This is a genomic window from Janthinobacterium sp. BJB401 (assembly GCF_013372745.1).
Taxonomy (GTDB): domain Bacteria; phylum Pseudomonadota; class Gammaproteobacteria; order Burkholderiales; family Burkholderiaceae_D; genus Janthinobacterium; species Janthinobacterium rivuli.
Map to the genome: position 1 here is coordinate 117,262 of NZ_JABXFH010000003.1, position 24,100 is coordinate 141,361.

Genomic DNA, 24,100 nt, shown 5'->3' on the forward strand with positions numbered 1-24,100 from the left:
ACCAGCCGACTAGGAAAGCTCTCTCCGGATAATTTCCGCGCCAGCGCTGAGCGCATTCAACTTGCCTCGTGCTACCTGACGCGACAAGGGCGCCATGCCGCAGTTGGTGCTCGGGTAAAGTTTGTCGGCATCGACAAAGCGCAGCGCTTTGCGCAGGGTGTCGGCCACTTGCTCCGGCGTTTCAATGGTGTTGCTGGCCACGTCAATGGCGCCGACCATCACCTTCTTGCCGCGAATGAGTTCAATCAGGTCGATGGGCACACGCGAGTTGTGGCATTCGAGCGAGATGATGTCGATATTCGATTGCTGCAGCTTCGGAAAAGACTCTTCATATTGGCGCCACTCGGAGCCCAGCGTGTTTTTCCAGTCCGTATTGGCCTTGATGCCGTAGCCATAGCAAATGTGCACGGCCGTTTCGCATTTGAGTCCTTCGATGGCCCGTTCCAAGGCGGCGATACCCCAGTCATTGACCTCATCAAAGAAGACATTGAATGCGGGTTCGTCAAACTGGATGATGTCGACGCCGGCCGCCTCCAGTTCCCTCGCTTCCTGATTGAGGATCTTGGCGAATTCCCAGGCCAGTTTTTCGCGGCTCTTGTAATGGCTGTCATACAGCGTATCGATCATCGTCATCGGGCCTGGCAGCGCCCATTTGATCGGCTGCTTGGTTTGCTGACGTAAAAACTTGGCGTCTGCCACAAACACCGGCTTCGGACGGCTCACGGCGCCCACGACGGTCGGCACGCTCGCATCGTAGCGGTCACGAATCCTGACGGTCTCGCGTTTGTCGAAATCCACGCCGCTCAGATGCTCGATGAACGTGGTGACGAAATGCTGGCGGGTTTGCTCGCCGTCACTGACGATATCGATGCCTGCCAGCTGCTGTTCTTGCAGTGACAAAAGCAAGGCATCCTGTTTGCCCTCGATTAATTCCTCATCCTGCAATTTCCACGGTGACCACAGCTTTTCAGGCTGTGCCAGCCAGGAAGGTTTGGGCAAGCTGCCGGCGGTGGAAGTAGGCAATAATTTTTTCATGATGATTGATGTCGTGTATTGTGATTAATCAGAGAGCGTAGTTCGCAGACCATTGTTCAAGAACATGCTTGTATGGCTTGATGAAGTGCTCTTCCGTATATTTGCCCTGCTTGACTGCCAGCTGGCTGCGCTCTTCCCGGTCATAGACAATTTGCGTCAATGAGTAATCCTGGTTCTTCAGGCTAGGCTGATACAACTTCCCTGCCGCGGAATTGGCGTTGTAAATCTCGGGCCGGTAAATCTTTTGGAATGTTTCCATCGTGCTGATGGTGCCGATCAGCTCAAGATTGCTGTAATCACCCAGCAGGTCGCCGATAAAGTAGAAGGCCAGCGGCGCGGAACTGTTTGGCGGCATGAAATAGCGCACCTGCATCCCCATTTTTTCGAAATATGTATCCGTCGACGAGAACTCATTTTGTTGATACTCGACGCCCAGGATGGGGTGCTGGTTTTCAGTGCGCTGATAGGTCTTGCTGCTCGAAGCGCTGAGGCAGATCACCGGCAGCTTCTTGAAATGCTGCTTGTAAGTAGTCGATCCGACAAAGTGCTTGAACAGCCTGCCATGAAAATCGCCGAAGTTCTCTGGCGTGCTGAATGTGGATTGATTATTGTTGTGCTCCGGCAGCAGCACGCTGAAGTCGTAATCGCGCACGTACGAGGAGAAGTTATTGCCGGCGATGCCATCGATGCGCTCATTGTTTTTTTTGTCGATGATGTTCGGCTTCAATATCTCGATCAATGGGATATTGTCGCCTTCGGCATCGATATTCAACGCGACGGAAATGATTTCAAGTTCTACCGAGTAGCGGTCCGCCTTCGGGTTGTCCCAGTGCGCCAGATTGTTGAAGCGGCTGTCGATCATTTTCAGGGTGTTGCGCAAGTTCTCCTGGCGACGCTCGCCCCTGGCCAGATTGGCAAAGTTGGTCGTCAAGCGCGTGCTATCCGATGGGTGATAGTTTTCATCGAAAACAATGCTCTTGATGCTGAATACAAAATCTTTGCTCATGGTGATCTGTCCTGATGTCTGCGAAAAGGTGAATATGTTGATTGACCGTGGTGATGCGTATCAGGCCGCGACCAGCGCTTCAGCGGCGGCAGGTCTCGCTTGGCGCGTCAAGCCGATCAAGGGCAAGGCCCGTTGAACGGCCAGCGCGGCGCGCTGGATCAGGGCCTCGTCCTGCAGACGGTAGTCGGTAAAGTCCTTGTCGGTCGCGTAGACGCCCAGCGGCAAGGTGCGTGCCTGGAAGAAGCTGAACAGCGGCCGCAGCTGGTGATCGATCATCAGCGCATGGCGCTCGCTGCCGCCGGTGGCCGCCAGCAAGATCGGCTTGTCGATCAAGGCATCCTGGTCAATGAAGTCGAAGAAGTGCTTGAACAGTCCCGTGTAGGAACCACGGAAGACCGGCGTTGCCACCACCACAATGTCGGCTTGCTCGACCGCCGCAAGCTCCCGCTCCACCGTCTCGGGCAGATGGGAGCGCCAGGTCGCGCCGGCCAGCTGCGGTGCGAGCTGGCCCAGCTCGACCAGGCGCTGCTCGCACAACACTTCCTCTGCGATCAGATCCATCAGGTGCTCGGCCAGGGCTGCCGCCTTGGAAGGGCGTTGCAGCCCGCCGGAAACCGCGACTAAGCGAAGTGGACGTGTCATGTTTGCTTTCATAGGGAGTGATGCGCGAGGGCGAAGAATGCCAACGACAAGGAGATGGATGATAGCGGGGAGGATCGATGAAGTATAATGGTCTTATTTCATACATCCATGAATATGGCTCATTTCAATGCTTGAACGCATCCACCTCAGCATCGTCCAGCAGGTCGAAAAACAAGGCTCGCTGACGGCCGCAGCCAGCGTGCTGCACCTGACCCAGTCGGCCCTGAGCCACAGCATGAAGAAGCTGGAGCAGCAACTGGGCACCGACGTCTGGCTGCGCGAAGGGCGCAACCTGCGCCTGACGCAGGCCGGCCAGTATCTGCTGGCGGTGGCGAACCGGGTGCTGCCGCAACTGGACCTGGCTGAAGAGCGCCTGGGCCAGTTCGCGCAGGGCGAGCGCGGTGCGTTGCGCATCGGCATGGAATGCCACCCTTGCTACCAGTGGCTGCTGAAAGTGGTGTCTCCGTATCTGGCCGCCTGGCCCGACGTGGATGTGGACGTCAAGCAAAAGTTCCAGTTCGGCGGCATCGGCGCGCTGTTCGGCTACGAGATCGACCTGCTGGTCACGCCCGACCCGCTGTACAAGCCGGGGCTGACATTCGAACCCGTGTTCGACTACGAGCAGGTACTGGTCGTGGCCAAGGGCCATGCCCTGGCGTCGGCGGCCTATGTAAAACCGCAGCAACTGACCCAGGAAGTACTGATCAGCTACCCCGTCGATATCGAGCGTCTGGACATCTATAACCAGTTTCTGTTGCCGGCCGGCGTCACGCCCAAGCGCCACAAAGCCATCGAAACGACCGACATCATGCTGCAGATGGTGGCCAGCGGCCGCGGCGTGGCCGCCCTGCCGCGCTGGCTGGTCGAGGAATACGCGGCCAAGATGGACGTGGTGCCTGTACGGCTGGGCCCGCGCGGCATCGCCAAGCAGATTTTCCTGGGCGCACGCGAGACGGACACCGCCATCGACTACGTGAAGGCCTTCATCGCACTGGCGCGCCAGCCTGCCAGCGCTCATGCGTAGTGAAGCTATGGTCGGCCCCTTGATGCATCCCGCTCAGCCCTGGCCCGCTGGCAACATCACTGATGCCTATTCCCTGGAAGCCAGTACGAAGGACATTGCTGCGTTGAGCGCGGCGGCGCCCCGGATATTGCCTGGGTCCACGATTGCCATCCCCTACCTGGCACGCGAGGACGACGACGCGCGGCTGGCTGCGGCGCGCGCCGTGCGCAAGCTCGGCTTTGAGCCCATGCCGCACTTGTCTGCGCGCCGTATCGTCTCGCTCGCTGGCTTGGAGTCATTCATCCAGCGCGCGGTCGCTGAAGCCGGCGTCGAGCGCTGCGTCATCATCGCTGGCGATCCGTCGACCCCGATGGGGCCGTTTTCCGACAGTGCCTCGCTGATCGACACCGGCGTTTTCGAGCGCGCGGGCATGAAGGTGATCGGCGTGGGCGGCCACCCGGAAGGCCATCCGGTGATGAACACGGCTGAACAGTGGGAGGTGCTTGAACGCAAGTGTCACAGCATCGAGAAGCGCGGCATGACGCCCTTGATCGTCACGCAATTCGCCTTTGATGCCGACATCGTGTTGACGTGGTTGCAAGCGCTGCGCGCGCGTGGCATCAACCATCCCGTGCGCGTGGGCGTGCCAGGCCCCGCGAGCATCGCGGTGCTGGCGCGCTATGCTGCAATGTGCGGCGTGGGCGCTTGCGCCTCGATGTTATCCAAGTACGGGGTTTCCATCGGCAAGCTGTTCGGCACGGCAGGGCCGGATGTGTTTGTTGATCGCCTGACCGCCGGGCTGACAGAAGCACATGGCAAGGTCAGCCTGCATTTCTTTCCGTTTGGCGGCATAGCGCAGTCGGTGAAGTGGGTGGAGCAGTACCGTTCTAGCACCGCCCCGCCCCCTTGAAGAAGAAAGCCTGAATCCGGCCCCCTTACTCCACCGTCACCGACTTCGCCAGATTGCGTGGCTTGTCCACATCCGTGCCGCGCGCCAGTGCCGTGTGGTAGGCCAGCAATTGCAGCGCGACCACGTGCAGGATCGGCGACAGGTCGCCGTAGTGCTCGGGCAGGCGGATGACGTGCAGGCCTTCGCCGGAGCTGATGCGGGAATCCACGTCAGCGAAGACGTACAGTTGGCCGCCGCGGGCGCGCACTTCCTGCATGTTCGATTTCAGCTTTTCGATCAGCGCGTCGTTTGGCGCGATGGTGACGACGGGCATTTCATTCGTCACCAGGGCCAGCGGACCGTGTTTCAGTTCGCCGGCCGGATACGCTTCGGCGTGGATGTACGAGATTTCCTTCAGCTTCAACGCGCCTTCCAGGGCGATCGGGTAGTGCATGCCGCGGCCCAGGAAGAGGGCGTTTTCCTTGCGCGCGAATTCTTCGGACCAGGCGATGATTTGCGGTTCCAGCGCCAGCACGGAGGCGATGGCGACGGGCAAGTGGCGCATGGCTTTCAGGTGCGCCGCTTCCTGTTCTTCGGAGAGGCGGCCATTGACTTGCGCCAGGCACAGGGTCAGCAGGAACAGGCCGGCCAGCTGCGTCGTGAACGCCTTGGTGGACGCCACGCCCACTTCCACGCCGGCGCGCGTGATGTAGGCCAGCGCGCATTCGCGCACCATGGCGCTGGTGGCCACGTTGCAGATGGTCAAGGTGTGCTGCATGCCCAGGCTGCGCGCATGTTTCAGGGCTGCCAGGGTGTCGGCCGTTTCGCCGCTTTGCGAAATGGTCACGACCAAGGTGTTCGGGTGCGGCACGCTGTCGCGGTAGCGGTATTCGCTGGCCACTTCCACGCTGACGGGCACCTTGGCGATCGACTCGATCCAGTACTTGGCCGTCATGCCCGCATACGAGCTGGTGCCGCAGGCGAGGATCAGCACGCGGTCGATCTGCTTGAAGATGGCATAGGCGTTGTCGCCGAACAGTTCCGGCATGATGCCCGTCACGCCTTCGAGCGTGTCGCCGATGGCGCGCGGCTGCTCAAAAATTTCCTTCTGCATGTAGTGGCGGTACGGGCCCAGCTCGGCCGCGCCCGTGTGCGCGTGCACGGTCTTCACTTCGCGCTCGACGGGCTTGCCGTCGACGTCGACGATCCAGCAGCGCGACAATTGCAGGTCGACCACGTCGCCTTCTTCCAGGTAGATGATCTGGTCCGTCGTGCCGGCCAGGGCCATGGCGTCGGACGCGACAAAGTTTTCACCGTTGCCCAGGCCGACGATCAGGGGCGAGCCCTGGCGCGCGGCCACCACGCGGTGCGGCTCGTCGCGGCAGAAGACGGCAATCGCATACGCGCCGTCGAGGCGTTTGACAGCTTGCTGCACGGTCTCGAACAGGTCGCCGTTATACATGTGCTCGACCAGGTGGGCGATCACTTCCGTGTCCGTCTGGCTCTGGAAGACGTAACCGAGCGCAGTCAGTTCGGCGCGCAGTTCGTCGTGGTTTTCGATGATGCCGTTATGCACCAGCGCCACGCGGGCGTTCTCTTCCGTGGGGGAAAAGTGCGGGTGGGCATTGAAGGAGACAGGGGCGCCATGCGTGGCCCAGCGCGTATGGGCGATGCCCGTAAAACCGCTCAAGCCTTCTTCCGCGATCTGCTTTTCCAGCTCGGCCACGCGCGAGGTGGAGCGCGAACGCTGCAAACGGCCATCCGCATGCAGAGCGATGCCGCAGGAATCGTAGCCGCGGTATTCCAGGCGCTTCAAGCCTTCGACCAGGATGGGAGTGATATTACGTTGCGCTACTGCGCCGACGATGCCGCACATGGAAACCTCTGTTTAAAATTTAATCAATGCAAGCATGCTAATGCAGAGTGTATGAAATATGCTTTCTAAATCTGTGTATTTTTGACTTAATATTTCACAACTATTTTATGATGAAATATTATTTCATTTAAACTCAATATATTTCCCAATTCATTAAAATCATGAACAATAGCAACATTACCCTCGACGAGATCGATCGTCGCATTCTGAACGCCCTGCAAATTGATGCATCGCAAACCAACAGCGAGCTGGCGCAAGCAGTCCACGTCTCGGCGCCCACCTGTTTGCGCAGAGTCAAGCATTTACGCGAAAGCGGCGTCATCGAGCGGCAGGTGGCCATCGTCGCGCCGCAGCTGGTGGGCGCGCGCCTGACGGCCATCGTGGAAATCACGCTCGATGTGCAGGCGGCGGAACGCATGGCGGAATTCGAAGAGTTGGTGGCGCAAGAAGCGGCGGTGCTGCAATGCTACCGCGTCTCGCCCGGGCCCGACTTCGTGCTGATGGTGCAGGTGGCCGACATGCCCGCGTATCACGCGCTGGCGCACCGCCTGTTCGCCGCGCACGCGAATGTGCGCAACGTGAAAAGCTATTTTTCCACGTTCCGCAGCAAATTCGAGACGCGCATCGCGGTGTGAAGCAGACTGCAGACAAGTTATCCCGGCTTATCCCTGTCTTTTCGCCTGCTTATGCACAAGCTTATCCACAACACAAAAAATTCCAGATTTCCACAGCCGCTACATCCAGCCTCGCATGAGGCCCCTGAATAAATATACATAGCCTCCAGGATAAAACTTATCCCGGCTTATCCATGGCTTGTCCATGCCTTAAGCACAGGCTTTTGCACAGCTTTACCCACAACCCGCATTGACGAATAACTCTTGAATATCCTTACAATACAATGACTTACAAGTTATTCATCACTTATTCTCAGATTGCGCACAAGCTTATCCACAGTCCAGGCAAGCAAAAACCAACGATACTTTTTCAGCCGGCTCAAACTGGCTTGTATGCCGGATTGGCAAGCTGGGCCCGATAACTTATCCCGTCTTTTCCACAGGTTATTTATCGTTTATACGCAGCTTATACCGGGCTTATCCATCACTTGTCCGCATGCTTGTTCACATGTTTATCCACACACAACAATACGGAGAAAATACGGGATGGGGAAAATGGCCAGACTTATCCCGGGTTGCCAGCCAACTCTCCACAGGATTATCCACAGGCGTAAAAAAACGCCGCCAGCCCGGACAGGCTGACGGCGTCATGCGAACCGGGGGCCGTGCGCTTATTTCTTGATTTTCACGGGACGCGTCCAGCCGTCGATGGTCACCTGGCGCGCGCGCGAGACGGTCAGCTTGCCGGCCGGCGCATCTTTCGACAAGGTCGTGCCGGCGCCCAGGGTGGCGCCCTTGCCGACGGTGACGGGCGCGATCAGCTGGCTGTCGCTGCCAATGAAGGCATCGTCTTCAATCACCGTGCGGAACTTGTTCACGCCATCGTAATTACAAGTGATCGTGCCGGCGCCGATGTTGACCTTCGAGCCGATGGTGGCGTCGCCGATGTAGGCCAGGTGATTGGCCTTGCTGTGCGCGGCGATCTGGCTGTTTTTCACTTCGACGAAGTTACCGATGTGCACGTCTTCTGCCAGGACCGTGCCGGGGCGCAGGCGCGCGTACGGGCCGATGATGGAGGCGGCGCCGACGACGGCGTCCTCGATATGGCAGAAGGGCTTGATGTGCGCGCCAGCGGCCACCGTGGCGTTGATGAAGACGTTGTTGGCGCCCACGCGCACGCCGTCGCCCAGTTCGACACGGCCTTCGAACACGCAGCCGACGTCGATGGTGACATCGCGGCCGCAAATGAGTTCGCCGCGCACGTCGATGCGCGCCGGGTCCAGCAGGGTCACGCCCCGCTCGAGCAAGGCTTGCGCGATATTGTTCTGGTGGATGCGTTCCAGCTGGGCCAGCTGCACCTTGCTGTTGACGCCCGCCACTTCCCACACGGCGGCCGGGTGGGCCGAGGTGACGGCCACGCCGTCGGCGACGGCCTGGGCAACGATATCGGTCAGATAGTATTCCCCTTGCGCATTGTCATTCGACAAGGCCGACAGCCATTGTTTCAGCTGCACGGTAGGCGCGACCATGATGCCGCTGTTGATTTCCTTGATGGCGCGCTCTTCAGGCGTGGCATCTTTTTCCTCGACGATGCGCACGATGGCGCCATGCTCGCGCACGATGCGGCCCAAGCCAAAGGGATCGTCCTGTTCCACGGTCAGGATGGCCAGCTTGTCGTTGCCAGCCGCCTGCACCAGCTGCTGCAGGGAAGCGGCGCTGGTCAGCGGCACGTCGCCGTACAAGATCAGGGTCGGCACGCTGTCATCGAGCAAAGGCAGCGCTTGTTGCACGGCATGACCGGTGCCCAGTTGCTGCGCCTGCTCGGCGGCGTCGATCTGCACGGCATGGTTCACCTTGTAGCCGTCGAGCAACGTCAGCACCGCTGCGCCCCCATGCCCGTAAATCACGCATAATCGGGACGGCGCCAGGCCGCGCGCCGTGTCGATGACGTGCGACAACAGCGGCTTGCCCGCCAACGGGTGCAATACCTTGGGCAGTGCCGACTGCATGCGTTTGCCCATACCGGCAGCGAGAATGACAACGTTCATAGACCGTCTTTTATAAGTTAAGAATATGAAAAAGTTTAACACGCAGGCCCCGTCTTCCACGCCTTCCAGCCGCTTTACTTATGCCGTGCTGGCCTTACTGCTGGTCTTCGTCGCCGGCTGCAGCGGCTTGCGCCTGGCCTACAACAATGGCGATACCGTGCTGTACTGGTGGCTGAACGCGTATGTCGACCTGGACCGCGACCAGAAGGGCTGGGTGCGCGAGGATATCGACAAGCTGTTCGACTGGCACCGCAAGACGCAATTGAAGGATTACGTGGAAATCCTGCACACGGGCCAGAAACAGTTGCAAGGCAATATCACGCAGGCGGACCTGATGGCCGACTACAGCGAGATCAAGCAGCGCACCCAGGCGCTGTTGCTGAAGGCGGCGCCCGAACTGGCCGACCTGGCGCGCTCGCTCAAGCCCGAGCAGATTGCGCAGATGGAAAAGAAGTTCAAGTCGAACAATGAGGATTACCGCAAGAAATACCTGAGCGGCGATCAGGAGAAGCGCCAGAAGCTGCGCTACAAGAAAGCCATGGAGCAATTCGAACTGTGGTTCGGCAGCTTCAGCAGCGAGCAGGAAGCCCTCATCCGCAAGGCGTCCGACGCGCGTCCGCTGAACAATGAGATCTGGCTCGACGAACGCATGCGGCGCCAGCAGAATGTGTTGAACCTGGTCAAGAAAGTTCACCAGGAAAAACTCGGCAAGGAAGCGACCGTGGGCTTGATCACAACCCTGATCAAGGACAGTTTTGAGCGCCTCGAGCATTCCGAGCGCAAGGCCTTCTTCGATGCCTACGAAAGCAGCACGGCGCAGATGGTCATGACGGTGATCAAGAGCGCCACGCCGGCGCAAAAGACCAACGCCGTCAAGCGCATGCAGGGCTGGATCGACGATTTCAATTCCCTGGCCACGCAAGCCAAATAGAGAGGCAGCGCCAGCAGGGGGGAGGGGGCCATATGCTATAGTGGCCGCCACCGAATTGAAGAAATCCCCATGCAAAAGAAGATTAGAAAACCCGCCAAAGTCCCCGTCCACCACGCACCGCCACCGAACCAGGTGCGCATCATCGGCGGCCAGTGGAAGCGCTCCGTGCTGCCTGTTTTGCAGGCACTGGGACTGCGCCCGACACCGGACCGCGTGCGCGAAACCGTATTTAACTGGATCAATCACTTGCGTGACGGCGACTGGTCCAACGCCCAGGTGCTGGATCTGTTCGCCGGCAGCGGCGCGCTCGGTTTTGAAGCGGCCAGCCGCGGCGCAGACTCCGTCACCATGGTCGACACGCACACGCCCGTGATCCGCCAGCTGGAAGAAAACAAGACGAAATTGCGCGCCGACAATGTGCAACTGCTGCGCGGCGACGCCCTGCTGACGGCGCAAGGCCTGGCAGCGCGCGGCCAGCGCTTCGACCTGATCTTCCTCGATCCGCCCTACCAGCAGGATTTCCTCGCAAAAGTGTTGCCCTTGTGCGCCAACCTGCTCAAGGAAGGCGGCATGGTGTACGCGGAATCGGGCTTGCCGCTGGTCTTCGATGAAGCCAGCGCACTGGAAAAACCGGAGTGGATGGCGCCATGGGAAGTCATCCGCGCCGACAAGGCGGGCACCGTTTATTATCATTTGCTAACTTACAACAAAGTGCCGGCAACTGCCTGAATCTGCCTATAAATGAGGCAAAAAAGCTCCCTGGCCCGAGGCACTGCACCAAGGTGGTCACCAATTTCAGGCATAATGCGCGTCTATATTGGTGCATCGTCAGGGAGCCGCAATGGTTGTAGCCGTTTATCCAGGAACATTCGATCCGCTCACGCGCGGTCATGAAGATTTGGTGCGCCGCGCATCGGGTCTGTTTGACAAGCTGATCGTCGGTGTCGCCGACAGCAAGAACAAGCAACCGTTTTTCTCGCTCGACGAACGCCTGGAAATCGCCAACGAAGTACTTGGCCATTACCCGAACGTGCAAGTGGAAAGCTTTTCCGGCCTGCTCAAGGATTTCGTGCGCAAGCATGAAGCCAGAGTCATTGTGCGCGGTTTGCGCGCCGTTTCCGATTTCGAGTACGAATTCCAGATGGCGGGCATGAACCGCTACCTGCTGCCCGATGTCGAAACCATGTTCCTGACGCCATCCGACCAGTACCAGTTCATTTCGGGCACCATCGTGCGCGAAATCGCGGCGCTGGGCGGCGACGTCTCCAAGTTTGTCTTCCCCTCGGTGAACCGCTGGCTGCAAAACAAGATTGCCGCCAACGCTGCTTCATCGCAATAAGTAAGAGTGAAATCATGGCATTACTGATCACCGACGAATGCATCAATTGCGACATTTGCGAGCCCGAGTGCCCGAATGACGCGATCTACATGGGCGCGGAAATCTACGAAATCGATCCCAACAAGTGCACCGAATGCGTGGGCCACTTTGACGAGCCGCAATGCCAGCAAGTATGCCCCGTCAGTTGTATCCCCTTCAATCCCGCCTGGCGCGAAAGCCCGGAGCAATTGATGGCCAAGTACGAACGCCTGCAGGCGGAACTGCCCGCCAAGCCCTAAGCTTTTCTCCCGCGCCACATCCAGGCCACTTCTGCGTGGCGCCAGCTTCTGCCAACTGTTCTACACTGTGTGCTGACTTATCCACAGCCCATGGTTTCCACGGAGGTAGAAGATGCAAATACGCACATCCCGTTTGGGCCGCTCCCTCGCTGCCGCCTGCCTGAGCGCCGTCCTGGCACAGCCGGCGCTGGCTGTCGAGATCGGCGGCGTCAAGCTGGACGACACGGTGCAGCTGGCCAGCCGCGAATTAAAACTCAACGGCGCCGGCGTGCGCTACAAGGTCATCTTCAAGGTCTACACGATCGCGCTGTACCTGCCTGAAAAGAAAACCCAGCTGGCTGACATCCTGGCCCTGCCCGGACCGCGCCGCCTGGAAATCGTCATGCTGCGCGACATCACTTCCGACGAGCTTGGGCAAGCCTTCATGCAGGGCTTGAAGCGCAGTTCCGAGCAGGCCGACCGCACACGCCTGCTGAGCCAGACGATGCAGTTCGGCGCCATGTTCGAAATGGTGCCCGGCCTGAAAAAGGGCGACATTCTCACCGTGGACTGGCTGCCGGAAGAGGGTACCTTGTGCAAGCTGAACGGCAAGCAGGTGGGCGACACGGTGCCGGACCTGGCCTTTTACAATGCGCTGCTGAAAATCTGGATCGGCGCCCATCCGGCCGACACGGTATTGCGCGCGCATTTGCTGGGTGACATGGCCTGAAGCAAAACGCGGGCGTAAAAAAAGCCGGCTCGCGCCGGCTTGTCTTTCTGCAAAAGCGAGCTTATGCGCGGGTCGACAGGGCGCGCAGTTCGGCGGCGTTGCTTGGCGACACACCATCCATCTTGCCCAAGGTGCGCTGCAAGGCTTGCGCTTCGCGCATCTGCTGGCGCGCCAGGCGTTCTTCGCGGCTCAGCTTGGGACGCACCACCAGCATCATGGCGCGGGCAATGCCCACCAGCAAAGGCTTGAACAGCAGGGCGAAAGCGCCCACGGCAACGATCACCAGCACGAGTTGCAGGGTGTTCAGCAGGGAAATCTCCAGCACGGGTGCGGATACTGCGTACAGGGCGGAGGCGAAGGTAGACATAGTGTTCCAGTGCATTATAGAATTTGCCAGTACTATAGTGCAGTGCAACATATAAATCTAATTCCATTTCTTGATACCAATTATATGAATCGTGAATGGAAAACTGTAATATTTTTTGACGAGTGAAAATATTCGTGCCCGGCGCGGTTTACACTCCTAAGTAATCAATTTTAAGTAATCAATTCAACTTTTATCTTGGGCTTTCCATGAGTTTTCTGACGCTGGATCTGAACTTGCTGCGTGTTTTCGACGCCGTCATGACGGAACAAAACCTGACGCGCGCAGCCGGCCACCTGGCGATGACGCAGCCGGCGGTATCGAACGCCATCAAACGCCTGCGCGAGAGCCTCGGTGACGAATTGCTGATCCGCACGGCGTATGGCGTGAAACCCACGCCCCGCGCCGAAGCCCTGTGGCCATCCGTGCGCTCGGCCCTGGCCAGCCTGGAAGCGGCCGTCACGCCGGAAACCTTCGATGTGTCGAAAACCCACGCCACCTTCCGCATGGCCATGGCCGATGCGACGGCCGCGTTCTGGCTGCCGTCATTGATGCGCTCGATCGAACGGGAAGCACCGGGCGTCAACGTGCGCATGATGCCGCTGACCACGCGCGAACCGCGCCCGATGCTGCTGCGCGGCGATATCGACCTGGCCGTCGGCTTCTTTCCCGGCGTGGCGGCGCAATTGTCGAGCGAAACAGGTTCGCCCATCCGCCACGAGCGCCTGTATTCCGGCAAGTATGTGTGCGTGATGCGGCGCGGCCATCCGCTGGCCGACAAGGAATTGACCCTGGATAACTACTGCGCGGCCAACCATTTATTGGTGAGCTTTTCCGGCCGCGCGCATGGCTTGATCGACGAAGCCCTGTCGCAGATTCACCGTGAACGGCGCATTTTGCTGACGGTGAACCAGTTCTTCACGGCAGGCAGAGTGGTCGCCAATTCCGACCTGATCACGGTCTTGCCGCGCCATCTGATCGCCTCGACGGGCATGACGGAGTCCCTGCTGTACAAGGATTTGCCATTGACCTTGCCAGCCGTCCACCTGGACATGCTGTGGCACGAGCGCGACGCCCGCAGCCCCGCCCACAAATGGCTGCGCAATCACCTGGAAAGCATGAACACGCCGACATTACGGACGGCGACGGCGGCCGGCGGCGGCGTGGCGCCGAAACCGCATATTGAATAAACCGTAGCCTGCGCAAGAAAAAACGCCTGATGATCTCTCATCAGGCGTTTTGCTATGCGTGATTGCTGGAGCGATAACCGATTCGGAAACCACCCCAGTGCTTGCCATCGACGTGGATCGGTACGGATAAATCATGCATGACCTCGCCCGTGTCGCGTTTATACGTCTGCAACAGGAAGGCCTTGGTGTTGCTGCCGCAGCGCTTGCCCGTGCGGTCGCTGAAGATGCGCTTGGTGCGGTTATTGACCATGTCGGTGGCGTAGTCGCCCGTCAGCGGCTGGGAAAACTTCTTGTTGTGCGTTGGAAAATAGCCATTGTTGTCGACGGCGCCCGCGTAGGCCAGGTGCGGCAGGGCGGCCAGCACGCCTTCCTGCAGGTCGGGCAGCACCTTGTCCGTAAAGGCGTCGAATTTCGTGTTGTGCTTGGGCGGATTGGTATTCGGGATGGGGCGATAGTGGCGGTCGAACAGGGCTTCGCGCGTGATACGGCCCGACGCGATCGCTTGCTCGAACAGTTTGCCCACCTCGCGCGCGGCGTGCTGGGCCGCCTCGCGGATCTCGTCGTGCGGCGTGGCCACGCTCGATTCGCCGAGGGCGCCGGCGATCACTTCGGCCCGCTCGGCCAGGGCCATGGCCGACTGCGTGGCGCGCGGCAATTCGGCATTCGTCGACAGCATGCTGTCGCGGATTTGCAGGATGGCGTCGGCGATCACTTGCGTCGTGTCGACGTGCTCGCGCGAGGCGCGGGCGATCTGCCCGATCTCGTCTTCCGACTCGCCCGACGATTCCTCGATATGGCTGAGCGAGGCATGCACGCTTTCCACATTGCGCGCCGCTTCCGTGACACCGGCCGCCAGCGAACTCATGCCACGCGCGGCTTTTTCCGCCTGTTCATTGATTTCGCGCACCATCACGCTGATTTCATCGGAAGCTTCCTTGGTGCGCTGCGCCAATTGCCGCACTTCCCCCGCCACCACAGCAAAACCGCGGCCGTGTTCGCCGGCGCGCGCCGCCTCGATGGCGGCGTTCAGCGCCAGCAAGTTGGTACGCGCGGAAATATCGGAAATGGCTTCCGTAAAGCCCGTGATGCGTTTGGATTTTTCCTGCAAGCTCAGCATGTTGCTGGAAGCGCCTTGCGCTTCTTCGCGGGCGCTATTGATGCGGCGCAAGCCTTGATCCACTTCGGCGCGCGCCGCCACGCTCTCCACGCGCACGCCGGCGGCCACCTTGGCGGCCCGTTCCGCATTGGCGGCGATCTTTTCCGTCATCGCGGCATTTTGTACGGAGCTGTCGGCGATGTCGCTGGCCGTGCGCACGTCGAGTTCCACCTTCTGTTTGACGGAATCGACAAAATACGAGGTTTCCGCCGCGCCGATCATGATGGCATCGATGGCGTTGCCCACCGTGTCGGCGAACTGGTGCAAGCCTGATTCGCCGCGCGGACGGCCGGCAAACGCCAGCAGCGCGGCGCCGATGGCGGCGGCCACGCAGGCAATCAGATAGGGATGTTCGCCGCCCGACAACAGCAGCAAATAGGCCAGGCAACAGGCGACGGCCATGGCCAGGATCGTGAATACAAAGAAACGCACCAGCTGATGCTGCAACTGCTTCATTTGTCCCCCGCTGCGCGAACCCGTCACGTCCCGTTGAGGGGACGTGCTGTGGCCGTATGCGGGTGGGCACGATTGCCCACCTTGCACCCTGAATACAACGTCTGCGCGTCGTTTTCAGGCCGGCTACCGGATAGCAGAATTGTAGTTCTACCCTACAACATTTGTTCCGATAGCTCAATCAGAAAAACGGGGCCGCTACACCAGGGTCACTTAATTGGCAATTTGGTGGTGTTTTTGACCTCTTCCATGACGGCATAAGTGTGGGTTTCCCGCACACCCTTCTGCAACAAGGTCTTGCCCAGGAATTCGCGGTAGGCGGCCATATCCTTGACGCGCGCCTTGACCAGGTAATCGAAACCGCCAGCCACCATATGACATTCCAGTACCTCTGGAATGATTTGTACGCTATGCTTGAAGGCGTCGAACACTTCCGGTGTCGTGCGATCGAGCACCACTTCGATGAACACCAGCAGCGACACGTCGAGCAGCTGCGGGTTCAACTGGGCCGTATAGCCCATGATGTAACCGGATTCGTGCAGCTTGCGCACGCGCTCCAGGCAGGCCGCCGGCGACAAGTTGACGCGCGCGGCCAGCTCCACATTGCTGATGCGTCCATCGCTCTGCAATTCCATCAAGATTTTCTTACTGATCTTGTCCAGCATTACCATCACCCCCAAATTAATATTATTTGGTTAAATTGTCGCATCAAAAACTATCTATTGCTAGTCCCCTGTATTACCAGAATTAATCCATAAGAATCCCCTTTACAATCGAATCATCTTAACGTCCGACTTTCTGTATTTTTTTGCACCAAAAAAGAGCAAGAATTACGTCAGTTTTCGTCCCCTTTTCCTTGTAAAGAGCACTTATGCACCCTGCAGGCCCCTCGGCTTTTACCCCGATTCCTTTTGCTGCGTTCCAGGCAGAAATCCTGCCCGAAGCGACACCACAACGCGCCGCCATCACCGCCGCCTATAGGCGCGATGAGGTTTCCGCGGTGCAGTGGCTGTTGCAACAAGTGCGCCCCAGCAGTGCCGAAACAACGGCCGAAGGGCAAGCGCTGGCGCACCGTCTGGTCTCGAACGTGCGCCAAAAACGCACACGCGCCTCCGGCGTCGATGCACTGATGCACGAGTTCTCGCTGTCGTCGGAAGAAGGTGTTGCATTGATGTGTCTGGCTGAAGCGCTGTTGCGTATACCCGACAGTCAAACGGCCGATCGCCTGATCGCCGACAAAATCAGCAAGGGTGACTGGAAAAAACACCTGGGCGAATCGCCGTCGCTGTTCGTCAACGCGGCCACCTGGGGCTTGCTGATCACGGGCAAACTGGTCAGTACCAGCAGCGAATCGGGCCTCGGTTCGGCCATGACCAAGCTCATCGCCAAAGGCGGCGAACCGCTGATACGCAAGGGCGTCGATCTGGCCATGCGCATGCTGGGCAACCAGTTTGTTACAGGCCAGACCATCGAAGAAGCGCTGAAGAACAGCCGCGAGAATGAAACGCGCGGCTATCGCTACTCGTACGACATGCTGGGCGAGGCAGCCCTGACGCAGCAGGACGCGGCCAATTACTACGCCTCGTACGAAACGGCGATCCACGCCATCGGCAAGGCGTCGAACGGCCGTGGCATCAAGAATGGCCCCGGCATTTCCGTGAAACTGTCGGCCCTGCACGCGCGCTACAGCCGTGCCCAGCGCGCCCGTGTCATGGAAGAATTGCTGCCGAAAGTCAAAACGCTGCTGTTGCTGGCCAAACAGTACAACATCGGCTTCAACATCGATGCGGAAGAAACGGACCGCCTGGAACTGTCGCTCGACCTGATGGAAGCACTGGCCTTTGATGCAGAGTTGGCCGGCTTCGAAGGCATCGGCTACGTGGTGCAGGCGTATCAGAAGCGCTGCCCGTTCGCCATCGATTACCTGATCGACCTGGCGCGCCGCAGCGGCCGCAAGTTCATGGTGCGCCTGGTAAAAGGCGCGTATTGGGATGCGGAAGTCAAACGCGCGCAAGTCGACGGCCAGGAAGGCTATCCCGTCTACACGCGCAAGGTTTACACGGACGTTTCTTATCTCGTGTGCGCGCAAAAACTGCTGGCCGCCAGCAAGGATATCTACCCACAATTTGCCACGCACAACGCGCAAACCCTGTCGACCATTTATACCTGGGCGAAACGCGACGGCATTACCGACTACGAATTCCAGTGTCTGCACGGCATGGGCGAGACCTTGTACGACCAGGTCGTCGGCCCGGCCAACCTGGACAAGCCGTGCCGTATCTACGCCCCTGTCGGCTCGCATGAAACCCTGCTGGCCTACCTGGTGCGCCGCTTGCTGGAAAACGGCGCCAACTCGTCGTTCGTCAACCAGATCGTCGACGAAAGCGTGGCCATCGATAGCCTGATCCGCGATCCGCTCGAGCAGGCGCGCCTGCAGGGCGGCTTGCCGCACCCGTCGATTCCGCTGCCGCTGGACATGTTTGGCAACGAGCGCAAGAACTCGGCCGGCCTGGACCTGTCGAATGAAGACACCTTGCGCACCTTGGCCACCGGCCTGGCGCAGCAGCAGACATGGCAGGCGGCGCCGCTGATCGATGGCGCCGTCAGCCTGAATGGCCCCACGCACATGCTGCACAACCCGGCCCAGCACGACGATGTCGTGGGCAAGGTCATGGAAGCCGGTCCGGCCGACGTCGAAACGGCCTTGGCCAGCGCCAGCGCCTACGCCATGGATTGGCAAACGACGGAGCCGTCGATCCGCGCGCAAGCGTTATTGCGCGCCGCCGACCTGTTCGAAGAGCATCACATCGAGCTGATGGCCCTGGCCGTGCGCGAAGCGGGCAAGTCCCTGCCGAACGCGATCGCGGAAATCCGCGAAGCCGTCGACTTCCTGCGCTACTACGCGGCGCAGGTGGAACACGCGCCGAACACCCTGGCGCTCGGTCCCGTCACCTGCATCAGTCCGTGGAACTTCCCGCTGGCCATCTTTACGGGCCAGCTGGCCGCCGCACTGGCCGCCGGCAACGTGGTGCTGGCCAAGCCGGCCGAGCAAACACCGCTGATCGCCCACCGCGCCGTGCAATTGCTGCATGCGGCGGGCGTGCCGCGCGGCGCGCTGCAATTCCTTCCCGGCAGCGGCGAGGTCGTTGGCGCCGGCCTGTGCAATGACACGCGCGTAAAAGGCGTGACTTTCACGGGCTCGACGGAAGTGGCGCAATTGATCAACCGCAACTTGTCCGCGCGCGCCGTGGCCGAAGGCATCGACATTCCGCTGATCGCGGAGACGGGCGGCCAGAATGCCCTGATCGTCGATTCGTCCGCCTTGCCGGAACAAGTGGTGCAGGACGTGATGTCGTCCGCTTTCGACAGCGCCGGCCAGCGCTGCTCGGCCTTGCGCGTGCTGTTCCTGCAAACGGAAATCGCCGACAAGACCATCCATATGCTGAAAGGCGCCATGCAGGAATTGCGCGTCGGTAATCCTGACCGTCTGGCGACCGATATCGGTCCCGTCATCGATGCGGAAGCGCAAAGTAACTTACTGGCGCACATCAACAAGATGAAAACCATGGCCATCGATCACTATTCGCTCGATTTGCTGACCGTCAAAGGCACGTTTGTCGCCCCGACCGTGCTGGAAATCAAGTCGCTGGCGCAATTGACGCAGGAAGTCTTCGGCCCCGTGCTGCACGTGATCCGCTACAAGCGGTCCGAACTGCCGCAACTGGTGCAATCGATCAACGACAGCGGTTACGGCCTGACCCTGGGCATCCATACGCGTATCGATGAAACCATCGATTTCATTACCAAGCGCGCACACGTCGGCAACATTTATGTGAACCGCAACATCGTCGGCGCCGTCGTCGGCGTGCAGCCGTTCGGCGGCGAAGGCAAATCGGGAACCGGCCCCAAGGCGGGCGGTCCCCTGTACCTGAAACGCCTGCAGCGCAATGCGCCAGCCGGCACGCAGCACCAGCGCCAGGCGCCGCCGGCGCTCGATGCGCTGACCGTGTGGGCGAAGATGCATGGCCACGACAAGATCGAACAACTGGCGCAGGACTATGCGCGCACCACTTTGCTGGGCAGCACCACCGTCTTGCCAGGCCCGACCGGCGAGCGCAATACCCTGAGCTTTGCCGCGCGCGGCACGATACTGTGCGCTGCCGCCACGTCCGGCACCTTGATGAACCAGCTGGCGGCCGTGCTGGCCACCGGTAATCAGGCCCTGGTACTGGCGCAAACGCCGGAGTTGATCCCGGGCGACTTGCCGGCGGCGCTGAAAGATCGCTTCCAGGTCGTCAGCAGCCTGGCGTCGGTCAAGCATGATTTCCAGATCGCCATGATCGAGCCTAGCCTCGATGCGCAACTCAAACCGCTGCTGGCGGCACGGGAAGGGGCCCTGGTGGGCACCATCGCCACCACGCAGGAGGGTGTCATCCCCTTGTGGCGCCTCGTCGCTGAGCGGGCGCTGTGCGTGAATACGACGGCAGCCGGTGGGAATGCCAGCCTGATGATGCTCAGTGTCTAACATGTAAGCAGGCAGTCAACGCAAAAGGGCAGAACCTGTGGTTCTGCCCTTTTTTTATGCACGCTGGATGAAAAATCAGCCAGCCAGGCGCTGGCACAATTGCTGAATCACCGTCAACGCATACGGCGAAGCGACGGTTTGCACGAAACGCATGAAGTCGACGGCCGCCTCTTCGTTGGCGTTGTCGGAAATGGTACGCATGACCGTAAACGGCACGCCCAGTTCAAAACACACTTGCGCCACGGCGGCGCCTTCCATTTCGACGGCCAGCAGGTCGGGGATATCAGCTTTGAGCTGGTTCACATGCGCGGCGCTGCTGATGAACTGGTCGCCGCTGGCGATCAGGCCGCGGTGCACTTGCGCATGTTGCAGACCGAATTGCGCAATATCGGCCGCCTTGAGCACGCTGGACACATCGTCACGCAGGAAATCTTCTGCGGCGCCAGCCAGTTGCGTGCTCAGTTCCAGATCCGTGGCAAAGCGCTGCAAGCCCGTCAGCGGCACTTCGAAGCGGGGAAACAGAGGGCGAGCGTCCATATCGTGCTGCAACAGCGCTTCAGCCACCACGATATCGCCCACTTTCACATGTTTATCCCCACTGCCGGCAACGCCGGTGAAGACGATGTGGGTAACTCCGTACTTTTCCACAAGGATAGAAGCTGTCATGGCAGCGGCAACCTTGCCCAGACGCGACAGGACGCACACAGCGTCGATATTCCACAGGGTTCCCAGGGTGTAGTCGCGCATGCCGTGCGAACGCCTCTGGGGGCCTTGCATGGCTTCTACCAACCCCTGCTGTTCTTCGTGCAAGGCACTGATGATGCCTAAACGCATATTTTTGTGTGAATTCATGCTGTTTTTACAGGTTTTTGGGATTGCAAAACGGTTTACATGGTGAAAACAGCCGTTTCGGCGACTTTTCCACCGTTTGTGTTTGTCTCTGTGTTTTAAATAAAGATGTATACATAAAAATAGTAGTGATAGTAAACGGCCATTTTTTTGTGGATAAGTCGGTATACCATCGAAAAATCATCAACTTAGCGCACAAAAAAGTAGGCGCACAAGCATTGTATCTAGGCAGGACTTGTTTGGGATAAAAATCGGCTTGTGGACAAAGATCGACTTTTCCCACATCTCATCCTGTGGATATGCAGGCACTTATCCACACCTGCAAGCAAAAATCGCGGATTTTCTTGCTGCAGTGGCATGTTTGACGTGTTTCGTCAGCATGGATCCAGGTCTGGCAATCAACAGTAAGCGGCCACGAGCGTTGTTCTTTCACCGAGGCTGGCATCGAGGTGATTCCTGGAAGACGGTTTGGCAGTGGCTCGTGACGTCGCCGTTGGCTTTTTTTTTGACGGTTTTGCATGTTTTTTGGAAATATCCCCGGACTTCCGCTTTTTTTGTCGGTTTACAATAGATTCATATATAAAAATAGTAGTAATAGTAAACGCGTTTTTTTCTGTGGATAAGTCGCTTTTTTTCAACAGGATCAATCGTTTACGCACAAAATAAAGCGTGCATAATCGCTGTATCACGCGAGGAGCAAAATTGTATAAAATGCGGGCCTGCGCATAACTTCGTGCTTACGCACAAGTCATCCTGTGGATATCAAGTGACTTATCCACAATCGTTCTAAATTCCCCCTCTTTTCGACATCGAAGCGCTTGCTGGCACTGTGCCTGCTCAGGTCTGTTGACGTTTCCATTTTGCAAAACGGTTTGGCAGTGCAGTGCGCGTGATGCCGGCCGTGCCGGTTTTCGTCGCTCAGTTGTTGGCGCCATTTTTTTTGTCAGCCAAAGTAGCTCGTCAGCTTTTTTTTTGAAGACAGGCTTGCGAACCTTCCCGAAGACGCAGGGCAGGCACAGCGTGCGTTGTCGGGTTTACCTTAACAAGATCGTATACAAGAATAGTAATAGTAGTTAACGAATGCATCTTCTGTGGATAAGTGCCGATTTATCCTTGTAAACAATCGCTTGGCGTGCGGATAAGCGCTGAGTAAGCGTTGTATCTGCCTGGGACGGTTTCTGGACAAAAAAAAGCTGCTGAAAAAATTTTTCGTTTACACACATATCGTCCCTGTGGATATCCATACGGTTATCCACAGCTTGCAGCCCCTTGTTTTGTGCTCTTTTTACCTGGCCGTGACGCTTGTCCGTATCCCTGGCAACGATTAATGTCGCCCTGGCCCGGCACTGGTGGTAATCTCAAGGCGGCTCAGCAGCCATGCATGCATGAAGAAAGACAGACTCTGGTAGCGGAACGCGGTGGGGAGACACGCCGCGCGACAGCTTGATGGCATACCGAAAGGAGCTTCATTGGAATCGGCAGGCGAATACGACTACATCATCGTGGGCGGCGGCACGGCAGGTTGCGTGCTGGCCAATCGGCTCACACGCGACAAGGACGCCAACGTTTTACTCGTGGAAGCGGGCGGCAAGGACGATTACGTGTGGATCCACATCCCCGTCGGCTATCTGCATTGCATCGGCAATCCCCGCACGGACTGGCTGTATTCCACCCAGGCGGACGCGGGACTGGGCGGGCGTAGCCTGATCTATCCGCGCGGAAAAGTCCTGGGCGGCAGCTCTTCCATCAACGGCATGATCTATATGCGGGGCCAGGCCGGCGATTACGACCACTGGGCCGACTTGACGGACGACGCTTCCTGGCGCTGGGACAAGGTCTTGCCGCTCTTTAAGCAAAGCGAGGATTACTACGGCGGCGCCTCGGAAAACCATGGCGTCGGAGGTGAGTGGAGAGTGGAAAAACAGCGGCTGTCGTGGGATATTTTGAACGCGTTCCGCGATGCGGCGCAGCAGGTCGGCATTCCGAAAACCAGCGATTTCAATGGTGGCGACAATAGCGGCAGCGCGTATTTCGACGTCAACCAGCGCCGCGGCATCCGCTGGAATACCTCGAAAGCGTTCTTGAAACCGGCATCGCGCCGCCCGAATCTGACCATCATGACGGGCTGCCACGTGGAACGTCTGTTGCTCGAGAGTACGGACTCGGGTCCCCGTTGCACGGGCATCGTGTTTACGGGCGGCGGCACGCAATGGCAGGCGACGGCCAAACGGGAAACTCTGCTGACGGCGGGCGCCATCGGTTCGCCGCAATTGCTGCAACTGTCCGGTATCGGCCCGGCCGCCTTGCTGCAGCAGCATGGGATTGTTCCCGTGGCCGATGCCGCCGGCGTGGGCGGCAATTTGCAGGACCACCTGCAGCTGCGCATGGTATACAAGGTGCAGGGCGTGAAAACCCTGAACATCATGGCGGGCAATATGCTGGGCAAGATGCAGATCGGCCTGCAGTATGCGCTGTTCCAGAGCGGGCCCATGTCGATGGCGCCGTCGCAGCTGGGGGCGTTCGCCAAGTCCGATCCGCTGCAAGCCACGCCGAACCTGCAATATCACGTGCAACCGCTGTCGCTCGACAAATTCGGCGAACCCTTGCACGCGTTTCCCGCGTTTACGGCCAGCGTCTGCAATCTGCGTCCCACTTCGCGCGGCCACGTCCACATCGCGTCGGCCGACAGCTACGCGGCGCCGAAGATCGTGCCCAATTACCTGAGTACCGAGCAAGACCGCAAGGTCGCGGCCGATGCCTTGCGGCTGACGCGGGCCATCGCCGCCGCGCCGGCCCTGAAACAATTCTCTCCGGAAGAATACAAGCCCGGCGTGCAATTCCAGAGCCAGGAAGAGCTGGCGCAGGCGGCCAGCCAGATCGGCACCACGATCTTTCACCCGGTGGGTACTTGCCGCATGGGCCAGGCCAGCGATCCGTCGAGCGTGGTCGACAGCCAGTTGCGCGTGATCGGCGTGGCGGGTTTGCGCGTCGTCGATGCCTCGATCATGCCGTACATTACTTCTGGTAATACGAACTCGCCCACCGTGATGATCGCGGAAAAAGCGGCGCAAATGATACATGCGGCGTGGAAATAGCCGGGCAAGCGTGCGAGTTTGCGCCATTCGGGCTGGCGAAAAATCCCCGTAGTTATACTGTATTGTGCGTTAAATTTAAGTTGTGTATTATAAAAATG

At 59.0% G+C, this 24,100-nt stretch carries 20 protein-coding genes; 11 read left to right on the forward strand and 9 right to left on the reverse strand.

Annotation, left to right across the window (positions count from 1 at the left end; translation table 11 throughout):
* Nucleotides 1–9 precede the first annotated feature (9 nt).
* Genes HWE17_RS03530 through msuE form a run of 3 tightly spaced genes read right to left on the reverse strand, consistent with a single transcriptional unit; the run spans nt 10 to nt 2,683 of the window.
* Nucleotides 10–1,035 (reverse strand): methionine synthase, encoded by a 1,026-nt coding sequence (locus tag HWE17_RS03530; RefSeq protein WP_176387839.1) that lies wholly within the window; start codon nt 1,033–1,035, stop codon nt 10–12.
* Nucleotides 1,036–1,063: 28 nt separating this feature from the next.
* Complete coding sequence (locus HWE17_RS03535; protein WP_176387840.1) at nt 1,064–2,041, reverse strand: DUF1852 domain-containing protein; 978 nt, start codon at nt 2,039–2,041, stop codon at nt 1,064–1,066.
* Between the two features lie 60 nt (nt 2,042–2,101).
* Nucleotides 2,102–2,683, reverse strand: coding sequence for an FMN reductase (msuE, locus tag HWE17_RS03540; RefSeq protein WP_176387841.1), 582 nt, complete (start codon nt 2,681–2,683; stop codon nt 2,102–2,104).
* 127 nt (nt 2,684–2,810) lie between these two features.
* Between msuE and HWE17_RS03545 the strand changes: the two genes are divergently transcribed.
* Nucleotides 2,811–3,707: a LysR family transcriptional regulator gene (locus HWE17_RS03545; RefSeq protein WP_176387842.1), complete on the forward strand. Its 897-nt coding sequence runs from the start codon at nt 2,811–2,813 to the stop codon at nt 3,705–3,707.
* Nucleotides 3,708–3,729: 22 nt separating this feature from the next.
* Nucleotides 3,730–4,596, forward strand: a complete 867-nt coding sequence (locus HWE17_RS03550; RefSeq protein WP_035828466.1) for a methylenetetrahydrofolate reductase — start codon at nt 3,730–3,732, stop codon at nt 4,594–4,596.
* A 25-nt stretch (nt 4,597–4,621) separates the two neighbouring features.
* Here HWE17_RS03550 and glmS read toward each other — a convergent pair whose 3' ends face one another.
* A complete protein-coding gene (glmS, locus tag HWE17_RS03555; RefSeq protein WP_035823418.1) occupies nt 4,622–6,451 on the reverse strand; it encodes a glutamine--fructose-6-phosphate transaminase (isomerizing) in 1,830 nt (609 codons plus the stop codon).
* Nucleotides 6,452–6,612: 161 nt separating this feature from the next.
* On the opposite strand from glmS, the gene HWE17_RS03560 reads away from it, so the two are divergent.
* Entirely contained in the window at nt 6,613–7,086 is a 474-nt protein-coding gene (locus HWE17_RS03560; protein WP_035823420.1) for an Lrp/AsnC family transcriptional regulator, read from the forward strand.
* Nucleotides 7,087–7,736: 650 nt separating this feature from the next.
* Here the strand turns inward: HWE17_RS03560 and glmU are convergent.
* Nucleotides 7,737–9,113 carry a bifunctional UDP-N-acetylglucosamine diphosphorylase/glucosamine-1-phosphate N-acetyltransferase GlmU gene (gene glmU / locus HWE17_RS03565; RefSeq protein ID WP_176387843.1) on the reverse strand — a complete coding sequence of 459 codons (1,377 nt, stop codon included), beginning with the start codon at nt 9,111–9,113 and terminating at the stop codon, nt 7,737–7,739.
* Between the two features lie 25 nt (nt 9,114–9,138).
* Here glmU and HWE17_RS03570 point away from each other — a divergent pair, with 25 nt between their 5' ends.
* From HWE17_RS03570 to HWE17_RS03590, 5 genes are all read left to right on the forward strand, one after another.
* Entirely contained in the window at nt 9,139–10,044 is a 906-nt protein-coding gene (locus HWE17_RS03570; protein ID WP_176387844.1) for a DUF6279 family lipoprotein, read from the forward strand.
* 69 nt (nt 10,045–10,113) lie between these two features.
* A complete protein-coding gene (gene rsmD, locus HWE17_RS03575) occupies nt 10,114–10,773 on the forward strand; it encodes a 16S rRNA (guanine(966)-N(2))-methyltransferase RsmD (RefSeq protein ID WP_176387845.1) in 660 nt (219 codons plus the stop codon).
* Between the two features lie 112 nt (nt 10,774–10,885).
* Complete coding sequence (gene coaD / locus HWE17_RS03580; protein WP_034752633.1) at nt 10,886–11,383, forward strand: pantetheine-phosphate adenylyltransferase; 498 nt, start codon at nt 10,886–10,888, stop codon at nt 11,381–11,383.
* A 14-nt stretch (nt 11,384–11,397) separates the two neighbouring features.
* Nucleotides 11,398–11,661 (forward strand): YfhL family 4Fe-4S dicluster ferredoxin, encoded by a 264-nt coding sequence (locus tag HWE17_RS03585; protein ID WP_070303217.1) that lies wholly within the window; start codon nt 11,398–11,400, stop codon nt 11,659–11,661.
* A gap of 112 nt (nt 11,662–11,773) precedes the next feature.
* Entirely contained in the window at nt 11,774–12,370 is a 597-nt protein-coding gene (locus HWE17_RS03590) for a chalcone isomerase family protein (RefSeq protein WP_176387846.1), read from the forward strand.
* A gap of 61 nt (nt 12,371–12,431) precedes the next feature.
* Here the strand turns inward: HWE17_RS03590 and HWE17_RS03595 are convergent, their stop codons facing one another.
* Complete coding sequence (locus HWE17_RS03595) at nt 12,432–12,737, reverse strand: hypothetical protein (RefSeq protein ID WP_035823429.1); 306 nt, start codon at nt 12,735–12,737, stop codon at nt 12,432–12,434.
* A 206-nt stretch (nt 12,738–12,943) separates the two neighbouring features.
* Here HWE17_RS03595 and HWE17_RS03600 point away from each other — a divergent pair, with 206 nt between their 5' ends.
* The gene (locus HWE17_RS03600; protein ID WP_034752642.1) at nt 12,944–13,924 is read left to right on the forward strand and encodes a LysR family transcriptional regulator; all 981 of its coding nucleotides are present in this window, start codon (nt 12,944–12,946) and stop codon (nt 13,922–13,924) included.
* A gap of 52 nt (nt 13,925–13,976) precedes the next feature.
* On the opposite strand, the gene HWE17_RS03605 is transcribed toward HWE17_RS03600, so the two are convergent.
* The gene (locus HWE17_RS03605; protein WP_176387847.1) at nt 13,977–15,536 is read right to left on the reverse strand and encodes a methyl-accepting chemotaxis protein; all 1,560 of its coding nucleotides are present in this window, start codon (nt 15,534–15,536) and stop codon (nt 13,977–13,979) included.
* Between the two features lie 206 nt (nt 15,537–15,742).
* Entirely contained in the window at nt 15,743–16,198 is a 456-nt protein-coding gene (locus HWE17_RS03610; RefSeq protein ID WP_010393827.1) for an Lrp/AsnC ligand binding domain-containing protein, read from the reverse strand.
* A gap of 206 nt (nt 16,199–16,404) precedes the next feature.
* Between HWE17_RS03610 and putA the strand changes: the two genes are divergently transcribed.
* Complete coding sequence (gene putA / locus HWE17_RS03615; protein ID WP_176387848.1) at nt 16,405–20,058, forward strand: trifunctional transcriptional regulator/proline dehydrogenase/L-glutamate gamma-semialdehyde dehydrogenase; 3,654 nt, start codon at nt 16,405–16,407, stop codon at nt 20,056–20,058.
* A gap of 75 nt (nt 20,059–20,133) precedes the next feature.
* Here putA and HWE17_RS03620 read toward each other — a convergent pair whose 3' ends face one another.
* Nucleotides 20,134–20,910 carry a 5'-methylthioadenosine/adenosylhomocysteine nucleosidase gene (locus HWE17_RS03620; protein ID WP_255206100.1) on the reverse strand — a complete coding sequence of 259 codons (777 nt, stop codon included), beginning with the start codon at nt 20,908–20,910 and terminating at the stop codon, nt 20,134–20,136.
* A gap of 1,466 nt (nt 20,911–22,376) precedes the next feature.
* On the opposite strand from HWE17_RS03620, the gene HWE17_RS03625 reads away from it, so the two are divergent.
* Nucleotides 22,377–24,002 carry a GMC family oxidoreductase gene (locus HWE17_RS03625; protein WP_176387849.1) on the forward strand — a complete coding sequence of 542 codons (1,626 nt, stop codon included), beginning with the start codon at nt 22,377–22,379 and terminating at the stop codon, nt 24,000–24,002.
* Nucleotides 24,003–24,100: the final 98 nt, after the last annotated feature.